The 21,269-nt window shown below is 54.9% G+C and carries 19 protein-coding genes and 1 tRNA gene; 9 read left to right on the top strand and 11 right to left on the bottom strand.

Going from position 1 to position 21,269, the window contains the following annotated elements; genetic code table 11:
* Window positions 1-77 precede the first annotated feature (77 nt).
* The gene (locus tag FJ695_RS14570; RefSeq protein ID WP_141186135.1) at window positions 78-710 is read right to left on the bottom strand and encodes a YceI family protein; all 633 of its coding nucleotides are present in this window, start codon (window positions 708-710) and stop codon (window positions 78-80) included.
* A 164-nt stretch (window positions 711-874) separates the two neighbouring features.
* Between FJ695_RS14570 and FJ695_RS14575 the strand changes: the two genes are divergently transcribed.
* Entirely contained in the window at window positions 875-1,387 is a 513-nt protein-coding gene (locus FJ695_RS14575; protein WP_141186136.1) for a L,D-transpeptidase, read from the top strand.
* A gap of 146 nt (window positions 1,388-1,533) precedes the next feature.
* Here FJ695_RS14575 and FJ695_RS14580 read toward each other — a convergent pair whose 3' ends face one another.
* From FJ695_RS14580 to ftrA, 3 genes are read right to left on the bottom strand one after another with little or no spacing between them, the layout of a single operon-like run.
* Window positions 1,534-2,739, bottom strand: coding sequence for a VWA domain-containing protein (locus FJ695_RS14580; RefSeq protein WP_141186137.1), 1,206 nt, complete (start codon window positions 2,737-2,739; stop codon window positions 1,534-1,536).
* A gap of 17 nt (window positions 2,740-2,756) precedes the next feature.
* Entirely contained in the window at window positions 2,757-3,695 is a 939-nt protein-coding gene (locus tag FJ695_RS14585) for a MoxR family ATPase (protein WP_141186138.1), read from the bottom strand.
* A 60-nt stretch (window positions 3,696-3,755) separates the two neighbouring features.
* Complete coding sequence (gene ftrA / locus FJ695_RS14590; protein ID WP_141186139.1) at window positions 3,756-4,766, bottom strand: transcriptional regulator FtrA; 1,011 nt, start codon at window positions 4,764-4,766, stop codon at window positions 3,756-3,758.
* An 89-nt stretch (window positions 4,767-4,855) separates the two neighbouring features.
* On the opposite strand from ftrA, the gene FJ695_RS14595 reads away from it, so the two are divergent.
* The 3 genes from FJ695_RS14595 (at window position 4,856) to FJ695_RS14605 (ending at window position 6,107) form a co-directional block, all read left to right on the top strand.
* Window positions 4,856-5,272 carry a rhodanese-like domain-containing protein gene (locus tag FJ695_RS14595; RefSeq protein WP_141186140.1) on the top strand — a complete coding sequence of 139 codons (417 nt, stop codon included), beginning with the start codon at window positions 4,856-4,858 and terminating at the stop codon, window positions 5,270-5,272.
* Window positions 5,273-5,347: 75 nt separating this feature from the next.
* Window positions 5,348-5,686 carry a cytochrome c gene (locus FJ695_RS14600; RefSeq protein WP_141188742.1) on the top strand — a complete coding sequence of 113 codons (339 nt, stop codon included), beginning with the start codon at window positions 5,348-5,350 and terminating at the stop codon, window positions 5,684-5,686.
* Between the two features lie 148 nt (window positions 5,687-5,834).
* Window positions 5,835-6,107, top strand: coding sequence for an usg protein (locus FJ695_RS14605; protein ID WP_141186141.1), 273 nt, complete (start codon window positions 5,835-5,837; stop codon window positions 6,105-6,107).
* Window positions 6,108-6,116: 9 nt separating this feature from the next.
* Here the strand turns inward: FJ695_RS14605 and FJ695_RS14610 are convergent, their stop codons facing one another.
* On the bottom strand, window positions 6,117-6,932 hold the full coding sequence (locus tag FJ695_RS14610; protein ID WP_141186142.1) for a tRNA1(Val) (adenine(37)-N6)-methyltransferase: 816 nt from the start codon (window positions 6,930-6,932) through the stop codon (window positions 6,117-6,119).
* A 1-nt stretch (window position 6,933) separates the two neighbouring features.
* Complete coding sequence (locus FJ695_RS14615) at window positions 6,934-7,170, bottom strand: DUF2007 domain-containing protein (RefSeq protein WP_141188743.1); 237 nt, start codon at window positions 7,168-7,170, stop codon at window positions 6,934-6,936.
* Window positions 7,171-7,348: 178 nt separating this feature from the next.
* Here FJ695_RS14615 and FJ695_RS14620 point away from each other — a divergent pair, with 178 nt between their 5' ends.
* On the top strand, window positions 7,349-8,365 hold the full coding sequence (locus FJ695_RS14620; protein ID WP_141186143.1) for a polyprenyl synthetase family protein: 1,017 nt from the start codon (window positions 7,349-7,351) through the stop codon (window positions 8,363-8,365).
* 71 nt (window positions 8,366-8,436) lie between these two features.
* Here the strand turns inward: FJ695_RS14620 and FJ695_RS14625 are convergent, their stop codons facing one another.
* Together FJ695_RS14625 and FJ695_RS14630 are read right to left on the bottom strand one after the other, a co-directional pair.
* A complete protein-coding gene (locus FJ695_RS14625) occupies window positions 8,437-9,318 on the bottom strand; it encodes a 4-(cytidine 5'-diphospho)-2-C-methyl-D-erythritol kinase (RefSeq protein ID WP_141186144.1) in 882 nt (293 codons plus the stop codon).
* Between the two features lie 9 nt (window positions 9,319-9,327).
* On the bottom strand, window positions 9,328-11,121 hold the full coding sequence (locus FJ695_RS14630) for a tetratricopeptide repeat protein (protein WP_141186145.1): 1,794 nt from the start codon (window positions 11,119-11,121) through the stop codon (window positions 9,328-9,330).
* A gap of 281 nt (window positions 11,122-11,402) precedes the next feature.
* Here FJ695_RS14630 and ppdK point away from each other — a divergent pair, with 281 nt between their 5' ends.
* Together ppdK and FJ695_RS14640 are read left to right on the top strand one after the other, a co-directional pair.
* Window positions 11,403-14,075 carry a pyruvate, phosphate dikinase gene (ppdK, locus tag FJ695_RS14635; protein ID WP_141186146.1) on the top strand — a complete coding sequence of 891 codons (2,673 nt, stop codon included), beginning with the start codon at window positions 11,403-11,405 and terminating at the stop codon, window positions 14,073-14,075.
* A 91-nt stretch (window positions 14,076-14,166) separates the two neighbouring features.
* The gene (locus FJ695_RS14640) at window positions 14,167-15,084 is read left to right on the top strand and encodes an ArgK/MeaB family GTPase (RefSeq protein WP_247653640.1); all 918 of its coding nucleotides are present in this window, start codon (window positions 14,167-14,169) and stop codon (window positions 15,082-15,084) included.
* Here FJ695_RS14640 and FJ695_RS14645 read toward each other — a convergent pair.
* The 3 genes from FJ695_RS14645 to map form a co-directional block, all read right to left on the bottom strand.
* Window positions 15,065-17,344: a bifunctional diguanylate cyclase/phosphodiesterase gene (locus FJ695_RS14645; RefSeq protein ID WP_141186148.1), complete on the bottom strand. Its 2,280-nt coding sequence runs from the start codon at window positions 17,342-17,344 to the stop codon at window positions 15,065-15,067. The genes FJ695_RS14640 and FJ695_RS14645 overlap by 20 nt on opposite strands.
* A 155-nt stretch (window positions 17,345-17,499) precedes the next feature.
* A complete protein-coding gene (gene radC / locus FJ695_RS14650) occupies window positions 17,500-18,213 on the bottom strand; it encodes a DNA repair protein RadC (protein WP_141186149.1) in 714 nt (237 codons plus the stop codon).
* A 7-nt stretch (window positions 18,214-18,220) separates the two neighbouring features.
* Complete coding sequence (gene map / locus FJ695_RS14655) at window positions 18,221-19,051, bottom strand: type I methionyl aminopeptidase (RefSeq protein ID WP_141186150.1); 831 nt, start codon at window positions 19,049-19,051, stop codon at window positions 18,221-18,223.
* 220 nt (window positions 19,052-19,271) lie between these two features.
* On the opposite strand from map, the gene FJ695_RS14660 reads away from it, so the two are divergent.
* Window positions 19,272-19,357 (top strand) — tRNA-Leu (locus tag FJ695_RS14660).
* 324 nt (window positions 19,358-19,681) lie between these two features.
* Window positions 19,682-21,262 carry an ABC transporter substrate-binding protein gene (locus FJ695_RS14665; RefSeq protein ID WP_141188744.1) on the top strand — a complete coding sequence of 527 codons (1,581 nt, stop codon included), beginning with the start codon at window positions 19,682-19,684 and terminating at the stop codon, window positions 21,260-21,262.
* Window positions 21,263-21,269 lie beyond the last annotated feature (7 nt).

Consider the following 21,269-nt stretch of genomic DNA (forward strand, 5'->3'; position numbering starts at 1 on the left):
ATCACTTTTCACTTTCTGAAATCAAAGATTTCAACGCCAAAAGTGATACTTCTCTTTTCAGGTAAACGCGACACGCTCTAGTACCGTTTGCCGGTTCCGTTGATTTGCAGACGGACTTTGTCTGCATAGAGCGGCAAGCCGGCATCCATTCCATAAAGGCTGCGAAAAAATCCGCCCTCGGCCTGGATCGCGATGTTGCGTGTATTGCCCGTGTTTTGGAGATGGACGTCCAGCGATGTTCGCTGGCGCGCACCCCGCATCGTCAAATAGCCCTCTACCTTTGCGGTTTTTTTGCCGGTAAGCCGGACAGAATAACTTTCAAATCTGGCAGTCGGATACTTTGAAACATTGAACATGGCCGCGCTTTTCAAGAAGCCTGTCACCCGGTCGTTGCCCGTTTTTACGCTTCGCAAATCAACGGTCACGTTGACACGGCTGGCTTCCGGCTTTTTTGCATTCAGGACCATCTCGCCTTTGACCTTCTCAAACCGTCCTTTGATCTGTTTGCCGCCGAGAACGCCGACAGAAAACAGCGCTTCCAAGGCTTGGGCGGGCAAGACGTAGCGGCCGGATAAAACATCGGCCAATCCCCCGGTACAGCTGGCAAAAACGGAGATTGCGAAAACCAGTGCCCTGATCACGGCGGGTTGAACCGTTCGTTTAGAGGCCGAATCCGGCGCGGCCGGCGCCTTACTCTCCATTTTGATCATCACGGCTCCTCCCACATGCACAGGTACATCGCAGTGTTGCGCGGGATAGCAGGGTTGGGCCCCTGCGGGCTGTGTTCACCATTATTATAACTTTTTGCTGCCGGGGCTTGCTGCCTCCATCCGCACGCCTACAATCTTAACACACGTTAAGGATTGTCTGTATCATGCGTCTTCATTCCTTCTTGGCGGCATTTGTTTTTGCCGTTCTCTGCCTGTTTTGGTCCGTACCAGCGCAAGCTGCGGAAGTGGTTGGATTTTCCGGACATGGCTACAGGCCGGGCACAATCGTCATCAAAAACTCCGAACGCAGATTGTATCTGGTTTTGAACCGGCGGCAGGCGATCCGTTACAAGGTCGCGGTTGGAAAACGGCGAAAATCCTGGACTGGCCGGGCGCAGATAACGGCCAAGTACGTCAAGCCGGACTGGTCACCGTCTGCGGAGGTGCGCCGCGATTTCCCGCATCTACCGCGGGTGATCAGGGGCGGAGCGCCGAACAATCCGATGGGGGTAGCAGCGATGACACTCTCAAACGGGAATTATGCTATTCACGGCACCAACCGTCCGGGATCGATCGGCCGGGCCGTGTCCTACGGCTGCATTCGAATGGCCAATCACGACATCACGGATCTTTTCCGGCGGGTTCAAGTGCGCACGCCGGTGATCGCGCTTCCGTGAATACCGTTGGTCAAGCGGGAAAATTCGCAACCGGGACAGCTTGCCGCATTTATTTTCGAATATATGAAAGTATAGTCGTTGCCGGATCGCAACGATCCTTCCAAGACGCCGCTGGTTCCGTGTGCCCCAACTCGGCGCCAGCGGTTTTACTTTTTCAGCCAGGCTCTTGGATTGGACGCTGCCTGATCGGATTGTTTTCCAGACAGCGCGCTGACCAGATCGGCGACAGCATCCAGACTGTGCACGGCTCGGAACTCGTCAACATGGGGCAGCATCGCCCGGATTCCCTTGGCTTTTGCTTGAAACCCTTCGAAGCGGAGTAGGGGATTAAGCCAAATCAGACGCCGGCAGGAGCGGTGCAGCCGGTCCATTTCGCGAGCGAGATCTTCATCAGAATCCCGCTCCAGACCGTCGGTGATCAAAAGCACGGTCGGTTTGCCGGAAAGCACACGGCGGGACCAATGGCGGTTGAAGTCATGAAGGGCTGACGCGATCCGCGTGCCGCCGGACCAATCCTCAACACCTTCAGAACAAGCCTCCAGCGCTTCGTCCGGATCCTTCATGCGGAGCTGGCGGGTGACATTGCTGAGGCGTGTGCCGAACAGGAACGTGTGCACATCCCGGCGTTCTGCGGTCATCGCATGCAGAAAATGCAGCAAGAGCCGCGAATACTGGCTCATGGAGCCAGAGATATCGCAGACTGCGACCAATGGCGGACGTTTTTCGGCCGGTTGGCGGAACTTCAGATCAATGATGTCTCCACCGGCGCGCATGGAAGCACGTAAGGTGCGGCGCGGATCGACTTTGCCATTGTGCGCAGGCACTAGGCGGCGGAGCCGGATCTTGTCCATCGAGAGGGCCATGCCAGCCAGCGCTTTTTTGGCTTCAACAATCTCTTCAGCCGTCATCTGAGCAAAATCTTTGGACTGCAGAAGTTCCTTGCCAGAGACCGTAAATTTGGCGTCGACTTCAATTTCCGGGCGGGTTTCTTCCGAGACCCGCTCCTTGTTGGCCTGAAACGCTTGTGCCACGCGCGTTTGGCCAGCCTTCGGTTTTTCTGGTGCGCCGCGCGGTGGGGCAACAGGGGACAGGATTGCCAGCATTTTTTCGATTAAGCCGCGGCTTTGCCAGTAGATCCGAAAGGCCTCGTCAAAAAGGATCCGGTGTTCGCGCTTGCGGACAAAAACCGCATGCAGCGTCCAGTAGAGGTCGTCCCGGTTTGTGATGCCGGAGACTTCAACCGCTTGAACAGCATCAACGACAGAGGCCGGGCCAACCGGCACACCAGCCTTTCGCAGCGTGCGTGCGAAATAGACGATGTTGTCTGTGATTCGGGATCGGATCGCGGTCATGTCGGCAAGGCGCGCGGTCAGAGCGCTGGCATGGATTGCGGACGGGGCTCGTCCTTGCGGATCTCGTCGATCATCTGCCGCACCTTGGAGCCACGCACCCGTTCGATATCGTCCTGATATTTCAACAGAACACCGAGCGTGTCGGACGCCATATCCGGATCGAGCGCGATTTCATTGAGCTCCGACAGTGCGGTGGCCCAGTCGAGGGTTTCGGCAACCCCCGGCTGCTTGAAGAGGTCTTCTTCCGCACGCAGCTTCTGGACAAAGTCCACCACTTCTCCGGCCAACCGTTCAGAAGCGCCCGGTACTTTGCGGCGGACGATTTCCAGCTCACGTTCGGCGTCTGGATAATCCACCCAGTGATAGAGGCAGCGGCGCTTGAGCGCGTCGTGTATTTCGCGGGTGCGGTTTGTGGTGATGATGACAATCGGCGGTTCATCCGCTTTCACTGTCCCCAGCTCTGGAATGGATACCTGGTTGTCGGCCAAGACTTCCAGCAAAAAGGCTTCAAAGGCTTCATCGGCCCGGTCGAGTTCATCGATCAGGAAAACTGGTGCGCCGCCTGCAGAAGATTCCAGGGCTTGCAGAACCGGCCGTTTGATCAGGAATTTCTCATCAAAGATCGATTTGGAGAGTTCGGAATGATCCGTGTCGCCAGATGCTTCGGCTACACGGATTTCCACCATTTGTGCCGGATAGTTCCACTCGTAAACGGCTGAGGCAATGTCGAGACCTTCGTAACACTGAAGGCGGATCAGATCGCGGCCTAAAGTGGACGACAGAACTTTTGCGATCTCGGTTTTGCCGACGCCGGCTTCACCTTCCAGAAACAGGGGGCGTTTCATCTTCAGTGCGAGGTGCAGAACTGTGGCCAGCGAGCGGTCGGCCACATAGCCAGCCTCATCCATCAACTTGAGCGTCTCATCGATGGTCGCTGGAAGGGCGGTTTGTGGCATTGAGGGCTCCAAACATCAAAGAGGTTTTCAAAATATATATAAACGAACCAGTTCCTGAGCCTAGGCCTGAAAGCTGGTACTTTGGAACAGGCGCCGGTAGGTGGTGGGAGCTGTACCCAATATTTCGCGGAAATGGTGGCGTAGGGTGGCCGCTGTGCCGAAGCCGGTTTGTTCTGCGATCTGATCGATGGACAAAAGGCTTTCTTCCAAAAGATCCTTTGCCTTTTGCACCCGCAAACCGGTCAGCCAGCGGGCTGGCGTCGTCCCGGTGGCGCTTTCAAACCGTCGCAAAAAGGTGCGTTCACTCATACCTACCTTTTGGGCCAGGGATTTGATCGTGTGAGTATCAGCCAGATTGGTCCGGATTTGCTCAAACAGCGGGCTGAGGCGGCTGGCTTCTGAAGGTGGGGGCACGCTGTGATCAACAAATTGCGCTTGCCCGCCTTCACGGTGGGGCGGCACGACGAGGCGTTTGGCGACGGAATTGGCGGCGGCAGGCCCAAAATCGCGGCGGATCAGATGCAGGCAAAGGTCAATTCCTGCGGCGCTGCCGGCGGACGTCAGGATCTGGCCATTGTCTGTGTAAAGCACATTCGGAACAGTGATTAAATCGGGGTACTTGGCCGATAGGGCGTCGAAATATCGCCAGTGGGTGGTGACCTTGTGGCCGTCCAGCAATCCGCAAGCTGCCAGCACAAAGACGCCGGAGCAGATGGTCAAAAGGCGGGCGCCCTTTTCATGAGCGCGGCGGAGGACCTCGATGAGGTCTTCCGGTACCGGATCCGACACTCCGGACCAGCCTGGAATGAGAATCGTTCCGGCGGTCTCCAGAAGATCAATCCCTCCGTCGACGGCAACCGTCACGCCATTTGAGGCGCGTAAAGGCCTTCCAGGTTCCAGGCAGGTGACAGCAAAGGAATACCAGTCGTTGCCCATCTCAGGACGTTTAAGACCGAAGATCTCGCAGCAAACCCCGAATTCGAACAGGCAGAGGCCGTCATAGGCCAGCACTGCGACATTGCGGTTCTGAATTTGGTGAGCGGAAGAGTTGGCTGATGTGGTATTTGGCATGATTTTTACGATAAGTGTCAATTGCGCCAAACGCCAGAGGAAAATTCCGCGAGTATGGTCCGGTCAACCACTGAAACAGGAGACCAGTCATGAGTTTTGTCACCGATATCCCACCTGCGGCATCTGAAGCGGCTGTTGAACATTTTTCCGGCCGCCTCAGTTTCGAAACGGATTGTGCCGATGTTGCCGATGCCTTTGAGACTGGTGCCGCTGATTTTGTGCTGCTTCATGTGGTTGGCTCCGCACAGGCCTTCGCAAAGCGTCATATCCCCGGTGCCATACATCTGCCACACCGGAACATCTCTGAAGAACGGATGCGGGAGTGGCCGGAGGAGACGGTGTTTGTCGCCTATTGCGCCGGTCCGCATTGCAATGGGGCAGATCGCGCGGCCTTAAAGCTGGCAAATCTAGGCCGTCCGGTGAAAATCATGATTGGTGGGATAACCGGTTGGGAAGATGAAGGCTTTGCGTTTGCCTCCGGATCGGAAACTCTGGCTGCCGAGTAAAGCCCCTTATAGCGCTTGGTCGGTGAGCGTCGTATAAGAAGCGCGAAAAGGGTAGGGAGACTCGTTTTGCGCTTCATGGCACTCATCTTGGCCGGCGTGTGTGCGTCTGGCATCTGTACACCGGTTTTGGCGGCCGATGGCGCTTATCCAAGTGATCCGGCCAGCCTGGCAAGCGGCCTAGAATTGGCCGAAATCCACTGTGCCACATGCCATGCGGTGACGAAGACAGACACAAGCGCAAAAGCCGATGCTCCTGCCTTCCGAGACCTATCAAGCCGTTATCCCCTGGAAAACTTGGAAGAGAGTCTGGCCGAAGGAATCGTGACAGCCCACGAAAATATGCCCGAAGTTGCGTTTGAACCGGGTGACATTGATGTGTTTTTGGGGTATCTCAGCTCGATCCAAGCAAACTGACAGATTTTCTTGTTGAAATCTTGATGGCTGTTAGCGCTCAATTTTGAGTGCTGCCAGAATTCAAGAAATCGTGAGGTTGTCTCCAATTCAAAGAATTGGTTAACCTGAGTGCTGCGACACTTTTCTTTTATAGGAAGGAGTGGACAGCATGACAGTCAGTTCAAACTTCGAAAGGCGGTTGCTCGGCTATGGGCTGCTTACTGCAGAAATACTCTACCGGCTGCCAGATCATCCGATCCTGTTGCAGAGCTTTCTGTGGCAGACCGAAGACTTGGCGCCGAAATTTCCCGAACTCAACCGGTTTTTGACTTTCTGGGAACGGGAAATTGACGGGCAGATACATACGGTCCGTGTGGCTCATCAGAACCTGATTGAACCCGCCGAATTCCGCTATGCTGATGGTGAAATCGTAATGCACTGACAAAAGGTCTTACCGGCGGAGCCGGTGACCTAGCCCCTGGCCGTCGCGCAACACTGTTTTCGCGAGTTGCGTGAACTCGTTACCGGTTCCCTCATGAAGGGTCACGCCCGGGAGCAATTGCAAGGGAGCCTTGCTGGCGCGTACGGCGCGGACCAGAATTCTTGTTGCAGCGGCATCCGGCCGCGGGTGTAGGGGGATCACGTCAATCGCGCCGAAACGCCCTTCAAGAACGCTGAGCAACTCATTCAAGCCATCGGCGCGGAAAACAATGGTCAGGGTGCCGCCGTCTTTGACGATGTCTGATGCGGTCTTTGCCCAGGGTTCAAGTCCCCGTTCATCAAGCATATGGGCGCCGGCTCTTGCTGCTTTCGGAGAGGCGCGGAACCGGTCCACTTCATAATAGGGTGGGTTCATGATCACATGATCTGCCAAATTGGATGTCAGACCGGCGCTGTGACGCACGCTGCCCTTGGCGGTGATGTCTGCTTCCAGAATAGTTACCCGGTTGGCAAAAGCAGCATTGGCCGGGTCTTTCAAGCCGTCGCGGGCAAGGTCGAGAACCGCGTGGTCCAGCTCCACCAACGTCACGGAAATGTCGGGAAGGCGGGCTGCTGCACAAAATCCGGCGGTGCCAACCCCAGCCCCAAGATCAACAACATGTCCATCAAGCCCATCCGGGAGGGCTGCTGCCAGATAGACCGCATCCAGTCCGGCCCGATGGCGCCCACGTTTGGGCTGGTGGACATAGACCTGACCGCCAAGGAACGCATCGCGTGTGGTTTCGGGGGCGTTGCCGGCCAGGGGGCGGGGGGAGGCTTCGGACATATCAGAACTGTCCGCCATCGAGGCGCAGTTCATGGGCAAGGCCAGCGTCGCGGACCAGCATGCGGGCTTTTTCGATTTGATCGCTATCCACGAGCACACGGCGCGGAATCATAGCAAGCGAGCCTTCCAAAATGCTCATATTGCCATCTGCGACAAAATGCTTGATGCCGGCGTCCTTTAACAGCGATTCCAGAAAGGAAATCAGGACCGGATCATTTGTTCTAACAAGTTCTTCCATCAGTTTCCTGTAGTCGGCGGATTTCATGGGAACCGCTGCCAGTTTTGCGGCATGTAGTAGACATTTACAGCAAATTTCGCTGTTTGGAGCATTTCAACAGTTTGTCAATCGTCTGGCGTCTTGCCTCGGAGACTTTCGCGCCATATTGTCCGCACCAATTGTAACAGGAGTGCCGTCAGTGGCCGTGGTCGCAACCTTGTCTGACAGTCAAACGCCCCGTGCGAGTATCCAGCCCCTTGTGGACCTGGTGGCGCCCGGTATGGCGGACGTGAATGAACTGATCCTTTCCAAGGCCGGATCCAATGTGGATCTTATTCCAGAAATCGCCAAACATCTGATTTCCTCTGGTGGTAAACGCTTGCGGCCGATGCTGACGCTCGCATGCGCCGATATGTTTGGCTACCAGGGCAAAGGCCATGTGATTCTGGCGGCCAGTGTGGAATTCATGCATACGGCAACGCTCCTTCACGACGATGTCGTTGATGAAAGCGACATGCGCCGGGGCAAACTGGCTGCCCGCAAGCTCTGGGGCAACCAAGCGAGCGTTTTGGTCGGTGACTATCTGCTCGGCCAAGCCTTCAAGATGATGGTCGATACCGGGTCTCTGGAAGCGCTGCGCATCTTGTCCGAAGCCTCCGCAATCATTGCTGAAGGCGAAGTTTTGCAGCTCGGTGCTGCCAAAAACATCGAGACCAGCGAAGCAGATTACCTGCGGGTGATTGAGGCCAAGACGGCAGCGCTGTTTGCAGCAGCTGCCGAAGTTGGGCCGGAAATCGCCGGGCAGGGTGAGACCATGAAAAAGGCAGCTCGGACTTACGGTCTCGAGCTCGGATATGCCTTCCAGATGGTGGATGACGCGCTCGATTACGGCGGATCGTCGGCGGATCTTGGCAAGGATGTTGGCGACGACTTCCGCGAAGGCAAGATCACTTTGCCGGTTGTTCTCGCTGTGTCGCGCGGTTCAGACGAAGATCGGTCCTTCTGGAAGCGCTGCATGGAAGGTGACGATGTCTCCGACGGTGATCTCGCACAGGCCATCGAACTTCTGAAGAAATACGATGCGATTGCCGACACCGTTCAGCGGGCGCGGACTTATGGCGACAACGCTCTAAAGGCCTTGGAAGTCTTGCCGTCGGGAGCACACACAGACGCGCTGGCCGATGCGGTGGCTTTCTGTATCTCTCGTGTCAGCTGATCCACATTAGGTATTGTTTTCATTAAAATAAATACGGCGCCAAAGTGGCGCCGTGTTTGTTTTGGGGAAGTTTATCTCAAAGGGCCAGATGCAACCCACCAATTTGGATGTGCGGAGCGCAAATCCATCTCGATAGACCGTGTGTCAGTATTCTCACAAAGCCCAAAACACGTTGCGCCTGAACCGGACATGCGGGTGAAGACCACACGGCTGTCTGCGTCCAAAGCGGTCAGAACATCCGCAATTTCTGGACACACGGACAAGGCTGGCACTTGCAGATCGTTCCGGCTGCTTTCCAGATAATGGGTCAAAGCGGCGAGATCGTCGAATTCGGCGGGCGCTTTGGGTAATGGAGGGTTTTTCCGGTGTTCAAGTGCCTTGAACACTGCCGGCGTTTCGACGCCGACTTTCGGATTGACCAGAACAATGCCGCAGGCGGGAAGACTAGGTCCCGGCGAAAGATCTTCACCAATTCCGCGCATGAATTGCGGTTCGGGTTCCAAGCAGACCGGCACGTCCGCCCCGAGTGATGTGGCAAGCTTGTGGAGTTCATCCTCGGCCAGATAGTGGCCGGTGATATCTTCCAGAAGACGGAGGGTCGTTGCGGCATCGCTCGAACCGCCGCCGATTCCGGAGGCGACCGGCAAGCGTTTTGTCAGCGTTATTTTCACCTTCGGGACGACGATGCCCGCTGATTCCGCAAATCCATTCAGGGATTTGAGGACCAAGTTGTTTTCGGTGCCGCCCTCAAGATCACGCGCGAAGGGGCCGTCGACGATGAGCTCCAATGTGTCAGCGGGCTCGATCGCAATGCGGTCGCCGATTTGGGGGAAAACCGCAAGCGAATCTAAGAGATGAAAACCATCACTTCTCTGCCCGGTGATATGCAGGGCGAGATTGACTTTGGCCCGGGCAAGTTCTGCCCGGACAGATGATTGCGGTGAGTACGCCATGGAGTTTGATTAACCGCCGTTTTGGTCGGTCGCGGCTTTGGCTGCATCCGTGCCGGACGGTTCCGTCAAACCATTGGCGATCTTGTCCAGGATCTTCGGAAGTTCTTTTTCTTCCGGACCTAGGTCACGGGCGTGATTCCATTGGAACCGTGCTTCATTTTTGCGGCCAACCATCCAGTAAGCGTCGCCAAGGTGGTCGTTGATCACTGGATCTGCGGGACGCAGTTCAATGGCGCGTTCCAGTTCAACAACCGCCTCTTCATACCGTCCAAGCCGGTAGTACACCCAACCGAGACTGTCGACGATATAGCCGTCTGTTGGGCGTAATTCGACAGCGGTTTTGATCATGTTCAGCGCTTCGTCGAGTTTAAGTCCCTGATCCACCAGGGAATAGCCGAGATAATTGAGCACCAGCGGTTGATCTTTTTCCAGCTCTAGCGCATTTCGGAAATCGGCCTCCGCCAGGTCCCATTTGTTCAGCCGCTCGCGGCTGATGCCGCGGAAATAGAGCAGCAACCAGTGCTGTCGCTCCAACTTATCGATTGTATCCAGAGAACTGGTATAGACCTCTTCAGCGTCATCGTAGATTTCGTGGGCCCGTAAAATGTTGCCGAGCGCGATTCCGGCTTCCAGATCGGAAGGGTCGTCTTTGATGAGGGCGGAAAGGTGAGAACGCGCTTCATCCAGCTTGTCCAAGGCGTTGAAATTCAGTCCAACTTGAATTTCTGCTTCCCGTTTTAAGACACCGTCATCCGGCACCATCATCAAAGCTGAGATCGCGCGCTCGGGCTGTTCCATGCGTTCAAACACATTGCCGAGTGCGACGGCTGCAAATTCTGCCGTAGGGTCGAGGTACAGCGCGAGCTGCAGATAAGAGGTCGACAGTTCTTCACCGCCATCCCGGCCGATTACGGCCCCTAGTCCATAGAGAATTTCAGCCATGCCAACTGCCGGATCGCTGACCATCGGCGGAATGACTGCACCGCTTTCAATCACTTCGCGGGTCCGGTCCAGCTGAGGATGGCCGCGGAATTGATGATCAAATTGATCGATGGCTTTGATGGCGTCTTTTTGCCGACCATTTGCAGCCAAAAGCCGGGCATGGGCATCAACCACGCGGATCGCGCCCTGATCCATCTTGTAAGCTTCTTCGATTGCGGCGAGCGCTTCTTTGTTTTGACCGGCGGCAAACAGCAAATGTGCTTTATGGGTTTCTTTGAAAACGTCGAACCATTCAGGGCCTTTCAAGCCGTCGATGGCGGCTTTGGCCTCATCGATTTTGCCAGCCCCGTAAAAGGCCCAGGCACGGGCAATTCCGACCGACAATTGTGCGAGCGGACCGTTTCTTGCCTCAGCCAGCAATGCGGCAGCGGCATCATAATTGCCATCACGGACTTCCTTGGCGCCTAGAACCAGTTGTGCCAGGAAATTCCGTTGAACCGCCTGATCCAGGTCGCTGGCATAGCGGATTGCATCTTCCACATCCCCATTGGCTAGTTTTAGAAGGAAAGTCCGTTCCAGCAACATGGCGTTTGAGGGGTCTGCTGCGAGCGTTTCTTCATAAAAAGCAGCAGCTTGTGCGAAGTCTTTTTGAAATCCGGCGAGGCGGCCGGCCAAATAGCTTCCTGAGAGTGTGAACGGTAGATCTGGCGGGGTTCCAAAGATCGCGGCAGTGCTGTCTTGTGCATTTGTCTCTGCAGAAACGGCAGCCGGTAGGAGCAAGGCGGCGCCCGCAAGAGCCAGAAGTTTCAATTTGAACGGCTTGCGGCCTGTTTTGGAAACGGCGCCGGTCAACTGTGTCATTGGTCCTCGCAGATCTGTTTGCCACCTGAACGGTAAGCACGTCTATATGGTCTTTGACAATGGCGCCAATAAGGCTGTGCGGCAAGGTGAGGGGGGAAACTTTCTGAGGGATTAAATCCTTTCGTATTTGCCAGCCGTCGGATTTTTTAGACTAAGGACGTAAAATGGCCTGTTTCCGGTAAAAAAGGCTTGAAGCATTTATGACACCGTAGCAGGTATGTGCGGTGCAATATCAGGCGGGGGCGGAGAGGCTCCCGGCACCATGTCGGAGGAATGAGAATATGGCCAAGTGGGTCTACGGGTTTGGCAACGGTTCTGCAGAAGGCGCAGCGGACATGCGAAATCTGCTCGGCGGAAAAGGCGCGAACCTTGCTGAAATGAGCAGCCTCGGCCTGCCGGTTCCTCCCGGCTTTACCATCACCACAGAAGTGTGCACCTGGTATTATGCTCATGAGAAATCCTATCCATCAGAATTGACCGCTGAAGTGGAAGCGGCCATGGACAAGGTCGGGGAGGCGACCGGCCGCAAATTTGGCGACCCGGAGCACCCGCTTCTTGTCTCTGTGCGCTCTGGCGCCCGTGCATCGATGCCCGGCATGATGGATACCGTCCTTAATCTCGGTCTGAGCGACTCGACGGTCGAAGCAATTGCCCGCGAATCCGGCGATGCCCGCTTTGCCTACGACAGTTACCGCCGGTTCATTCAGATGTATTCCGATGTGGTCCTTGGCGTGGACAACCACGAGTTTGAGGACATTCTGGAAGAATATAAAGAGCGTAACGACCTGACGCTTGATACAGAAATTACCGCCGAAGCGTGGCAGGGAATTATCGAGAAATTCAAGGCGCTGGTGGAAGAAGAGCTCGGCAAGCCATTCCCGCAAGATCCGCAGGAGCAATTGTGGGGCGCGATTGGTGCTGTGTTCAGTTCCTGGATGACACCGCGCGCGGTTACCTACCGGCGCCTACATGACTTGCCAGCGTCCTGGGGAACGGCAGTCAACGTTCAGGCCATGGTTTTTGGCAATATGGGCGAGAACTCCGCAACCGGTGTTGCATTCACCCGCAACCCATCCACCGGTGAAAACAGCCTTTATGGCGAGTTCCTGGTCAATGCGCAGGGCGAAGATGTTGTGGCGGGTATCCGTACCCCGCAAGACATTACGGAAAAGGCCCGGATTGAGGCTGGATCCAGCAATCCATCCTTGGAAGCCTTGATGCCGGAAGCCTTCGCCGAGTTCCAGTCCTACTGCACGAAGCTTGAGCGCCATTACAAGGATATGCAGGACCTGGAGTTCACCATTGAGCAGGGCAAACTCTGGATGCTTCAGACCCGCGCCGGTAAGCGCACTGCGAAAGCTGCCTTGAAAATCGCAGTCGATATGGTTGCTGAAGGCATGCTTGGAGAAGAAGAAGCTGTGTTGCGCGTCGAACCTGCGGCACTCGATCAGCTATTGCATCCGACCATCGATCCGAAAGCTGAGCGCGATATCTTGTCAACGGGCCTGCCGGCGTCACCCGGCGCAGCGTCCGGCGCAATTGTTTTCACCTCAGACGCTGCTGAAGAAGCCAAAGGTGAAAACCGGAAGGTCATTCTGGTCCGGGTCGAAACCAGCCCGGAAGACATTCATGGTATGCACGCTGCCGAAGGGATCCTGACCAGCCGTGGTGGCATGACCAGTCATGCGGCCGTGGTTGCCCGCGGAATGGGCAAGCCCTGTGTTGCCGGTGCTGGCGGTTTGCGGATCGACTACCGCAATAAGATCATTAATGTCGGTGGACGCCAGCTCAAAGAAGGCGACATCATTACAATTGACGGTGCTACTGGCCAAATCCTCTCCGGTGAAGTGGCGATGCTGCAACCGACATTGTCCGGTGATTTCGGGGTGTTGATGGGCTGGGCCGATCGGGGGCGGCGGATGACCGTACGCACCAACGCGGAGACACCGCAGGACGCAAAAGTCGCCCGCGAATTTGGTGCAGAGGGCATCGGACTGTGCCGGACAGAGCATATGTTCTTTGAAGGTGAGCGGATCCTGGCGGTCCGTGAAATGATCCTTGCAGATACTGAGGACGGCCGGCGGGCGGCGCTTGCGAAGCTCCTGCCGATGCAAAGGCAAGATTTCACCGAGATTTTCGAAATCATGCATGGCCTACCGGTAACCATCCGCTTGCTGGACCCGCCGCTCCACGAGTTCCTGCCTAAAACCGATGAAGAGCTGAAGGACGTCGCCGAGGCAATGGGTGCCGATCCTGAGCGACTGCGCGACCGGGCATTGTCGTTGGAAGAGTTCAACCCGATGCTCGGCCACCGGGGCTGCCGCTTGCTGGTGTCCTATCCGGAAATCGCCGAAATGCAGGCGCGGGCCATTTTTGAAGCGGCGGTTGCTGCGGCGAAGGCCACAGGCGCACCGGTCGTTCCGGAAATCATGGTTCCGCTGGTTGGCCTCAAGGGCGAACTGGATCTGGTACGTGCCCGCATTGAAGCCATGGCCAAGGCCGTGATGGAAGAGACCGGGGCGGAGCTGACTTATCAGGTTGGCACCATGGTGGAGCTGCCGCGGGCCGCCTTGAAAGCCGCGGAAATTGCTGAATCGGCGGAATTCTTCTCCTTCGGCACCAATGACCTTACGCAGACGACCTTCGGTATATCGCGGGACGATGCGGCTTCTTTCTTGGGTACCTATCAAACCAAAGGTATTTTGGAACAGGATCCATTTGTCTCCCTCGATCCAGATGGTGTCGGTGAATTGATCAAGATCGGCGTGGAGCGGGGCCGCTCGACGCGTCCTGACATCAAACTCGGCATCTGCGGTGAACACGGCGGTGACCCGGCCTCAATCACTTTCTGTGAAGGCGTTGGGCTCGATTATGTGTCGTGTTCTCCTTACCGTGTACCGATTGCCCGATTGGCTGCTGCCCAGGCCGCCTTGCGCAAGCGCACGGCAGGTTAAATGCTGCAACTGGGTGAAGCGAGGGGAGCGGATCAGGCCGTTGCGTGACGCATTTCCCGATATTGCTGAACTGAAGTCTGGGGGGAAACGCGTGCTCTCACGCGTTCTCACCCGGATCGAAACGCATGCCAATGATACGAGAACTGCTGCGTTTCTTGACCAGGTCGCAGTTGAAGCAGGCGGGCATGTGCTTGGTTTGACCGGGCCTCCAGGTGTTGGCAAATCCACTCTTACGGATTCTTTGATCCGGGCGTTCCGAGCCGCCGGGGACAGCGTTGCGGTTCTTGCCGTCGATCCATCGTCCTCAATCACCGGTGGAGCCTTGCTTGGCGACCGAACCCGTTTAAAAACCGACCCAGCTGATGATCAGGTTTTTGTCCGCTCTATGGCGGCGCGTGACCGACTGGGAGGGCTGTCGGATCATGCAGTTGCAGCAATTGTTGTCCTTCGCGCTGCCTTTGATCATGTCATCGTGGAAACTGTTGGCATCGGTCAGTCCGAAGGTGACCTCAAACAAGCAGCCGACACGGTTCTGTTGTGTATCCAGCCAGGATCTGGCGACAGTCTGCAATTCATGAAAGCCGGTATCATGGAATTGCCTGACATTGTAGCAGTCACAAAAGCGGATATGGGGGCGTCCGCCCGGCGCGCCGCAGCAGATGTCAAAGGGGCGCTGACCCTCTCGCCTTCCACAGCGGCTGGTTGGACAGTCCCGGTCGGTCTGGTGTCGTCCCAGACCGGCGATGGTCTGGAAGATTTGATCGCTGATGTCTACAAACACCGGGCGCATCTGTCGCAAAACGGCCGGTTGGGCCGGCTGCGCTCGGAGCAGCATTGTGCTTGGTTTCGCGACCGGGTGCTATCTGAGTATGGCCAAGCTGGCTTGCGTTTGTGCGCGAAGTTGTGTGATGCGCCAGAGGTGGCCGCACGGACGGCGCCATTCTCAAGCTTCGCCAGATTTGCCGAGCAAATGGACGATCTTCTGAACCCTATGCTTCCGCGGCTCTGAGCGTGTAGCTCAGGCCCGGACCAATGTTGCCAGCATTTTCCGCTTTGAAATCGTCGAGGAACTGCGCCAGTTCTTTTTCGCCGAGCGGTTTAGAGATGAAGTAGCCTTGCATTCTGTGACATCCGTGGGCTTGCAAGAAGCGAATCTGTTCGATCGTCTCGATACCCTCGGCAACAATGGTCATTCCCAACGCCTTGCCCAACTGGATGATCGAGACAACAATTGCTTCGGCTTCCGGATTACCGTTCATGTCGGATAGAAAATCCCGATCCACTTTAAGCGTGTCAAACGGAAAGCGGCGCAGATAACTCAAACTCGAATATCCAGAGCCGAAATCGTCCAGGGCAACCTTGATGCCAAGGTTCTTCAAGCGCCGTAAGGCCTTCAAAACTGTATCGTTGCGCCCAGCAAATACGCTCTCGGTTACCTCAATTTCAAGCCGATGCGGTGGCAAATTGTTGGCGGCGAGAATTGCCATAATCTTTTCCACGAACCGCGGATGCTTGAACTGGTTTGGGGATACATTGACCGACATAACGATATCCGGCCAGTCATGGGCTTTGGCGCAGGCCTTGTTCAACACCCAAAGGCCGATGTCGTTGATCAAGCCGGTTTCTTCTGCAACCGGGATGAACTGGGCCGGGGATACAACTGTGCCGTCTTCCTTGGTCCAGCGGGCAAGGGCTTCAACGGACACAATGCGCTGAGCTGCGGTATCGGACTGTGGCTGGTAGGCAAGGCTTAGTTCGTCGTTCTTCAGGGCCAAGCGAAGCTCCCGCGACAACTTGTCCTTCGACTGCACCTGGTCTTCCATATTGGGCTCGAAGAAGGAACGTCGGTTGCGGCCGTTGGCCTTGGCATCATAAAGAGCGATATCAGCTTTGCGCAGCAGTTCGTCCGGATCGAGACCATCGCGCGGGGCGATTGCAGCGCCGATCGACAGCGTGGCATGAAGCTCGCGTGCACCGATCTTGATCGGCTGGGCGATCTCGTCCTGGATTTGGTCAAGGATGTAGTCGAGCCACTCGTCGCTCTTGCAGTTCGGTACCACCATGGCGAATTCATCGCCGCTGATCCGGGCGACGATGCCGTTGTCCATCAGAACGTGCTTTAACCGCTTGGCAATCGCAATGATGACCTGGTCTCCCGCGGAATGACCGAGCGTGTCGTTGATGTCCTTAAAGTGATCTAGGTCGATGTAAACGATGGCGGTGGTTGAGCCATCTTCTTTGCTTTTCTCAAGTTCATCGCTCAACAACCGATGAAAATGCGTTCTATTCGGAAGCTCTGATAGAGCGTCGTGCCGCGAAGTGTGAACAGCTCTGGACTCGCTGATCGCCAGTCGCTTGGTCATATGCCGCGTGGCAATTGCGACCACGATGACCACTGCTGCGATCATAAACGCCGCAATACTCAGGAACGGATTGATCCGCTTCAGCATCTGTGTTCCAGGCCGACCGACAGGCCAGGCAATGACGCCGACAGCCTTGCCGGTGGGGGCTCTCAAAAGGTACTGGCCGATGCCTTCACGGCTGTTTTGATTGTTCGCGAGCACAAAGCCATCCAGCCGGGTCATATGCGTAATTTCAGCCATCTTCTCACCGCGCAGGGGAGTGAGGCTTATTAGAACAGCAGGTGGAACACGCAGAGCTATGACGGATTGGAGTTGGCGTGCGATTGCAGCTGCCGAAAACAGGTGCGGTTCGCCGTTCAGGGTTAAAATACCAGTCTCATAGATCGAGTATCGCTTATCCCGTTGGCTGGGTTCGAAGCTATATAGACCGGAAGGCGTTTTTTTGAAGGACGTGATATAGCGTGCACGCGCTTTCGCGATCGCTGGGGTCATTTGAGCCAGAATGTCTGGGGTTAGCCAGCTGTTGTTTTGATCATGAGAATAAACAGATCGAATTTCATGATCAGTGCCGACGATCGCTGATTTGGTGAACCCGTGATTGGCATATAGCCAATGGGTCATGTTGTCGAACACCCATTCTTTGTCCAGGTGTCTTGCATTCGCGATATAAAAAGCTGCGTCCCAGGTCACCACACCCGATTGCTGCTTGGCGATGTCGTCGGCAACCAACTGCAGGGCGCCCGAAATCAACTGCAATTGCGATTGTTTGGCACTGCCATCCGAAATGCGGGCAGACCAGTGCATAAGAACAAAAATGCTTACGACAGATAAGAATACCAGCGTCACCAAAGGGATTATGATGACATTGGCGATCCGTCCGCCAGATTTATTCGGCTTAGTCTGCATAAAGAGGCCCTGTTTATTAGGCGCATTATTGATGCAGACAGTTAAGGATTGACCGACAATATTGGTAAAAAAACTATTTAGGCAAAATTTTGTTAGAACTGAATTCAATTGAAGGAGAAGGTATTGGAGCCTCTCGTTGTTGGATCATGCCAGAGTTAGATCAGCTGTAATCCCTTGAAACTGACATGGGATCTGAGGCCAACAATAATATGATCATGAATTTCAATGCCGAGAGGCTTGGCGATGTCGACCAGCTGCCGGGTCATCTGAATATCTGCGCGCGATGGAGTTGGATCGCCTGAGGGATGATTGTGCACCAATATGACCGCTGTTGAGCCGTGGTCGAGTGCCCTGCGAACAACTTCGCGGGGATAGACTGGTGTGTGGTCGACGGTGCCTGTTTGTTGCACCTCGTCGGCGATCAGACCGTTTTTCTTGTCGAGATAAAGGACGCGGAATTGTTCAATGTCAGACCGTTCCATGGTGGCCTGAAGATAATCCATAACCTTGGACCAGGAATCGAGGAGCTTCCGTTCGTCTACGGTTCCCAGGTGGAAGCGCCCAATCGCTGCATGCACAGCATGTAGCGTGTCAATGCTCACGTCCGAAATGCCTTTGATCTCCTTGAGCCGCACACGGGAGGCTGACAGCACCGCTGGGAAAGATCCAAAGCGTTTCAATAACGCCTTGGCAATGGCTTTCGTGTCCTGACGGGGCAGGGCGGAGAATAAAAGAAATTCCAGAAGCTCATAGTCGGCGAGGCTTTGCGCGCCGTTTTTACGGAACCGTTCCCGCAATCTTTGGCGGTGACCTTTGGTGTCGGTATCTCCAGCTGGTTTGTCGGAGAAACCGGCGTCCGGTTCTTTCATGAGCCTCCTAGTTGTTTGGCAGTCCTGGTTTGTGGATCCCTTTGGGAGAAGTGGTGAAACTCTGGCAGCCGTCCGGTGTGATGCCAATGGAATGTTCGAATTGGGCTGAAAGCGACCGGTCTCGGGTGACCGCGGTCCAGCCGTCGCTCAGAACTTTGACATGCGGGCGGCCCAGGTTGACCATCGGTTCGATGGTGAAAATCATTCCTGGTTTCAATTCAACGCCTTCCCCAGGCCGGCCATAATGCAGGATATTGGGTGTGTCATGAAACAGCCGGCCTAAACCATGGCCACAGAAATCACGGACGACCGAGCAGCGCTGGGCTTCGACATAAGTTTGGATTGCCGCGCCGATGTCTCCGGTGGTGTTGCCGGGTTTGGCCGCTTCAATACCGCGCATGAGCGATTCATACGTCACATCAATCAAGCGTTCTGCGGCGCGTTTGAGTTTTCCGACCGGATACATCCGGCTGGAATCGCCATGCCAGCCATCCAGAATAAATGTCACATCGATGTTGACGATGTCGCCTTCGCGCAGGGCCTTGGAATTTGGAATGCCGTGGCACACAACATGATTGATCGACGTGCAGGAAGATTTTGTATACCCGCGATAATTCAACGTTGCCGGAATCGCGTTGTGATCCATTCCGTATTGATAGACGAAGTCGTCGATTTCCTGGGTGGTTGTGCCCGGTTTGACCATGTCCGCCAATTCGTCGAGGCAAGCCGCCGTCAATTGGCCGGCCTTCATCATGCCGTCAAAATCTTCTGGTCCGTAAAGGCGCACCTGACCCGTGTTTTTCATCGGGGCATCGGCAGCATCGATGTAAGTGACCATAGATTTGCTATCTCGCTGTTGGGCTCGTTTGCAACGCCGGTGGCGCCGGCACCTTGAACCATAATGACCTGACCGATCACATACAGTCCAGATGCGTTAATTTCCAGTCCCTGTTAATTTTCAGCGGTCATGGAAGAGGCGTAGAGAAACAGATCTTGAAAACCGGTTGTACCGCTTGCCTAATTGCTTCAAAGCCTCTAGGGGATTGGCAATGGATTTTGCGGGCGTGGTGGAACTGGTAGACACAAGGGACTTAAAATCCCTCGGCCCTAGGCTGTACGGGTTCGAGTCCCGTCGCCCGCACCAATTACCTACCTTTATGTCTTTGCTATCGTTCTCCCAATTTGCTCTTAGTGTTTCGCAAGCGGCCGGGACATCGAAATCTGCGATACATTTCCGATCTTACCCATGAACGGGATCAAGGTCGCAATCGGACTAAGTGTAGCCTGCAAAAAATATCATCTTAGGTTGACATGATACTGTCGACAGATGAGAAATATCTTGTCTGAATTGAAGAATTTGTAAGGTGCTGAAACTTGTTCGCACTTCGTCGGTGTTTCCATAGCCGATGTTTTAATACGTTGACCAGCTGTAGTTTTGCTGCGGCTCGACCGGAAATCGAAGCAAATGATGACTGTGAAAACGGCCCTGACAGGCGCCATATTGTCAATGGCATTGTCGAGTGCAACGCAAGCTGAAACCGTAAATGTCGCGTTTCAGGGATCCCTCAACTCATTGGATCCTTACAGCCTCAACGAGACCTTCACTCTGGGTATGCTGGGGAACGTCTATGAAGGGCTCATCCGGCGGGATGAAACCTTGAAAATTGAACCCGCGCTTGCCGAAAGTTGGGAGATAATCTCCCCAAAACATTGGCGCTTTCATCTGCGGGAAAATGTGAAATTCCACAACGGAAACGATTTCACAGCTGAAGACGTCGTGTTCTCCATGGACCGGGCAAGATCGGAGGCGTCAAATCTGGGGTATCGTATCCCGGAGGGAACCGAAGTTGTTGCCGTGGACGACCACACAGTCGATTTCCTTTTGAAAGCACCCAGCCCAATCATGCACTCTGGTTGGGAAACGCTCTACATTATGGATAAGGAGTGGACGGTCGAAAATGAGGCGGAAACCGTCGCGTCCCCTTCAGATAACACCGTCAACTACGCAACGCTGAATGCCAACGGCACTGGGCCGTTTCGAGTTGTTCTCCATGAACCTGATATCAGAACCTCCTTTGAGAATTTTGGCAATTGGTGGGACACGGCAAAACATAATTTGACGGCGGTCGAGTTCAGACCAATCAAATCCGACGCAACCCGTGTGGCTGCGTTGCTGACAGGTGAAATGGACCTTGTTTTTCCTGTTCCCGTGCAGGATCTGAAACGGATTAGAGAAACAAGGACAACGAAGGCGCTCACCGGGCCGGAGCTAAGAACGGTTTTCTTGGGGTTGGATCAGAAACGTGACGAACTCTTGTACTCTGATGTCAAAGGCAAGAATCCCTTTAAGGATGTTCGAGTCCGCAAAGCCTTCAATCATGCCGTCAATATCGAGGCGATCCGCTTAAAAATCATGCGGGAACTCTCATCACCAACAGCGCTTATGATTTCTCCGCTTTTATTTTCAAGGTCAGATCAATTTGAGCGGCACCCTTACGATATCGAGACCGCCAAGAAACTTATGAGCGAAGCGGGCTATCCAGATGGTTTTTCAGTGGTGTTGGACTGTCCGAACGACCGCTATGTAAATGATGAGGCTATCTGTCAGGCGGTCGCAGCTATGCTGGCGCGCATTGGTGTGAAGGTTGATCTGAACGCAATGCCCAAAGCACTATACTTTGCCAAAATTCTGTCTTCAGGCGGATTTGACACGTCCTTCTATATGCTTGGTTGGACCCCGAGCACGTTGGAAAGCTCAGTTGTACTAAAAAACCTGATGAATTGCCGCGACGATGAAGGGCAGGGGTCTTCGTACAATATCGGCGGCTGGTGTGATCAAGAAATTGATGCACTTACTTCGAAACTCACCCTTGAACCGGACCCCACAAAGAGAGACGAATTGATCGCAAAGGCGTTCCGCATCGCGCACGACAAAGCCTATTACCTGCCGCTGCATCAACAAGCTTTGGCCTGGGGCACTACAAACAATATCGAGGTATCACAACGAGCAGACAATCAACTGCTTTTCAGATTTATGACAAAGAACTGAACTGGAA

The organism is Labrenzia sp. PHM005 (genome assembly GCF_006517275.1).
In the GTDB taxonomy this organism is placed as follows: Bacteria; Pseudomonadota; Alphaproteobacteria; order Rhizobiales; family Stappiaceae; genus Roseibium.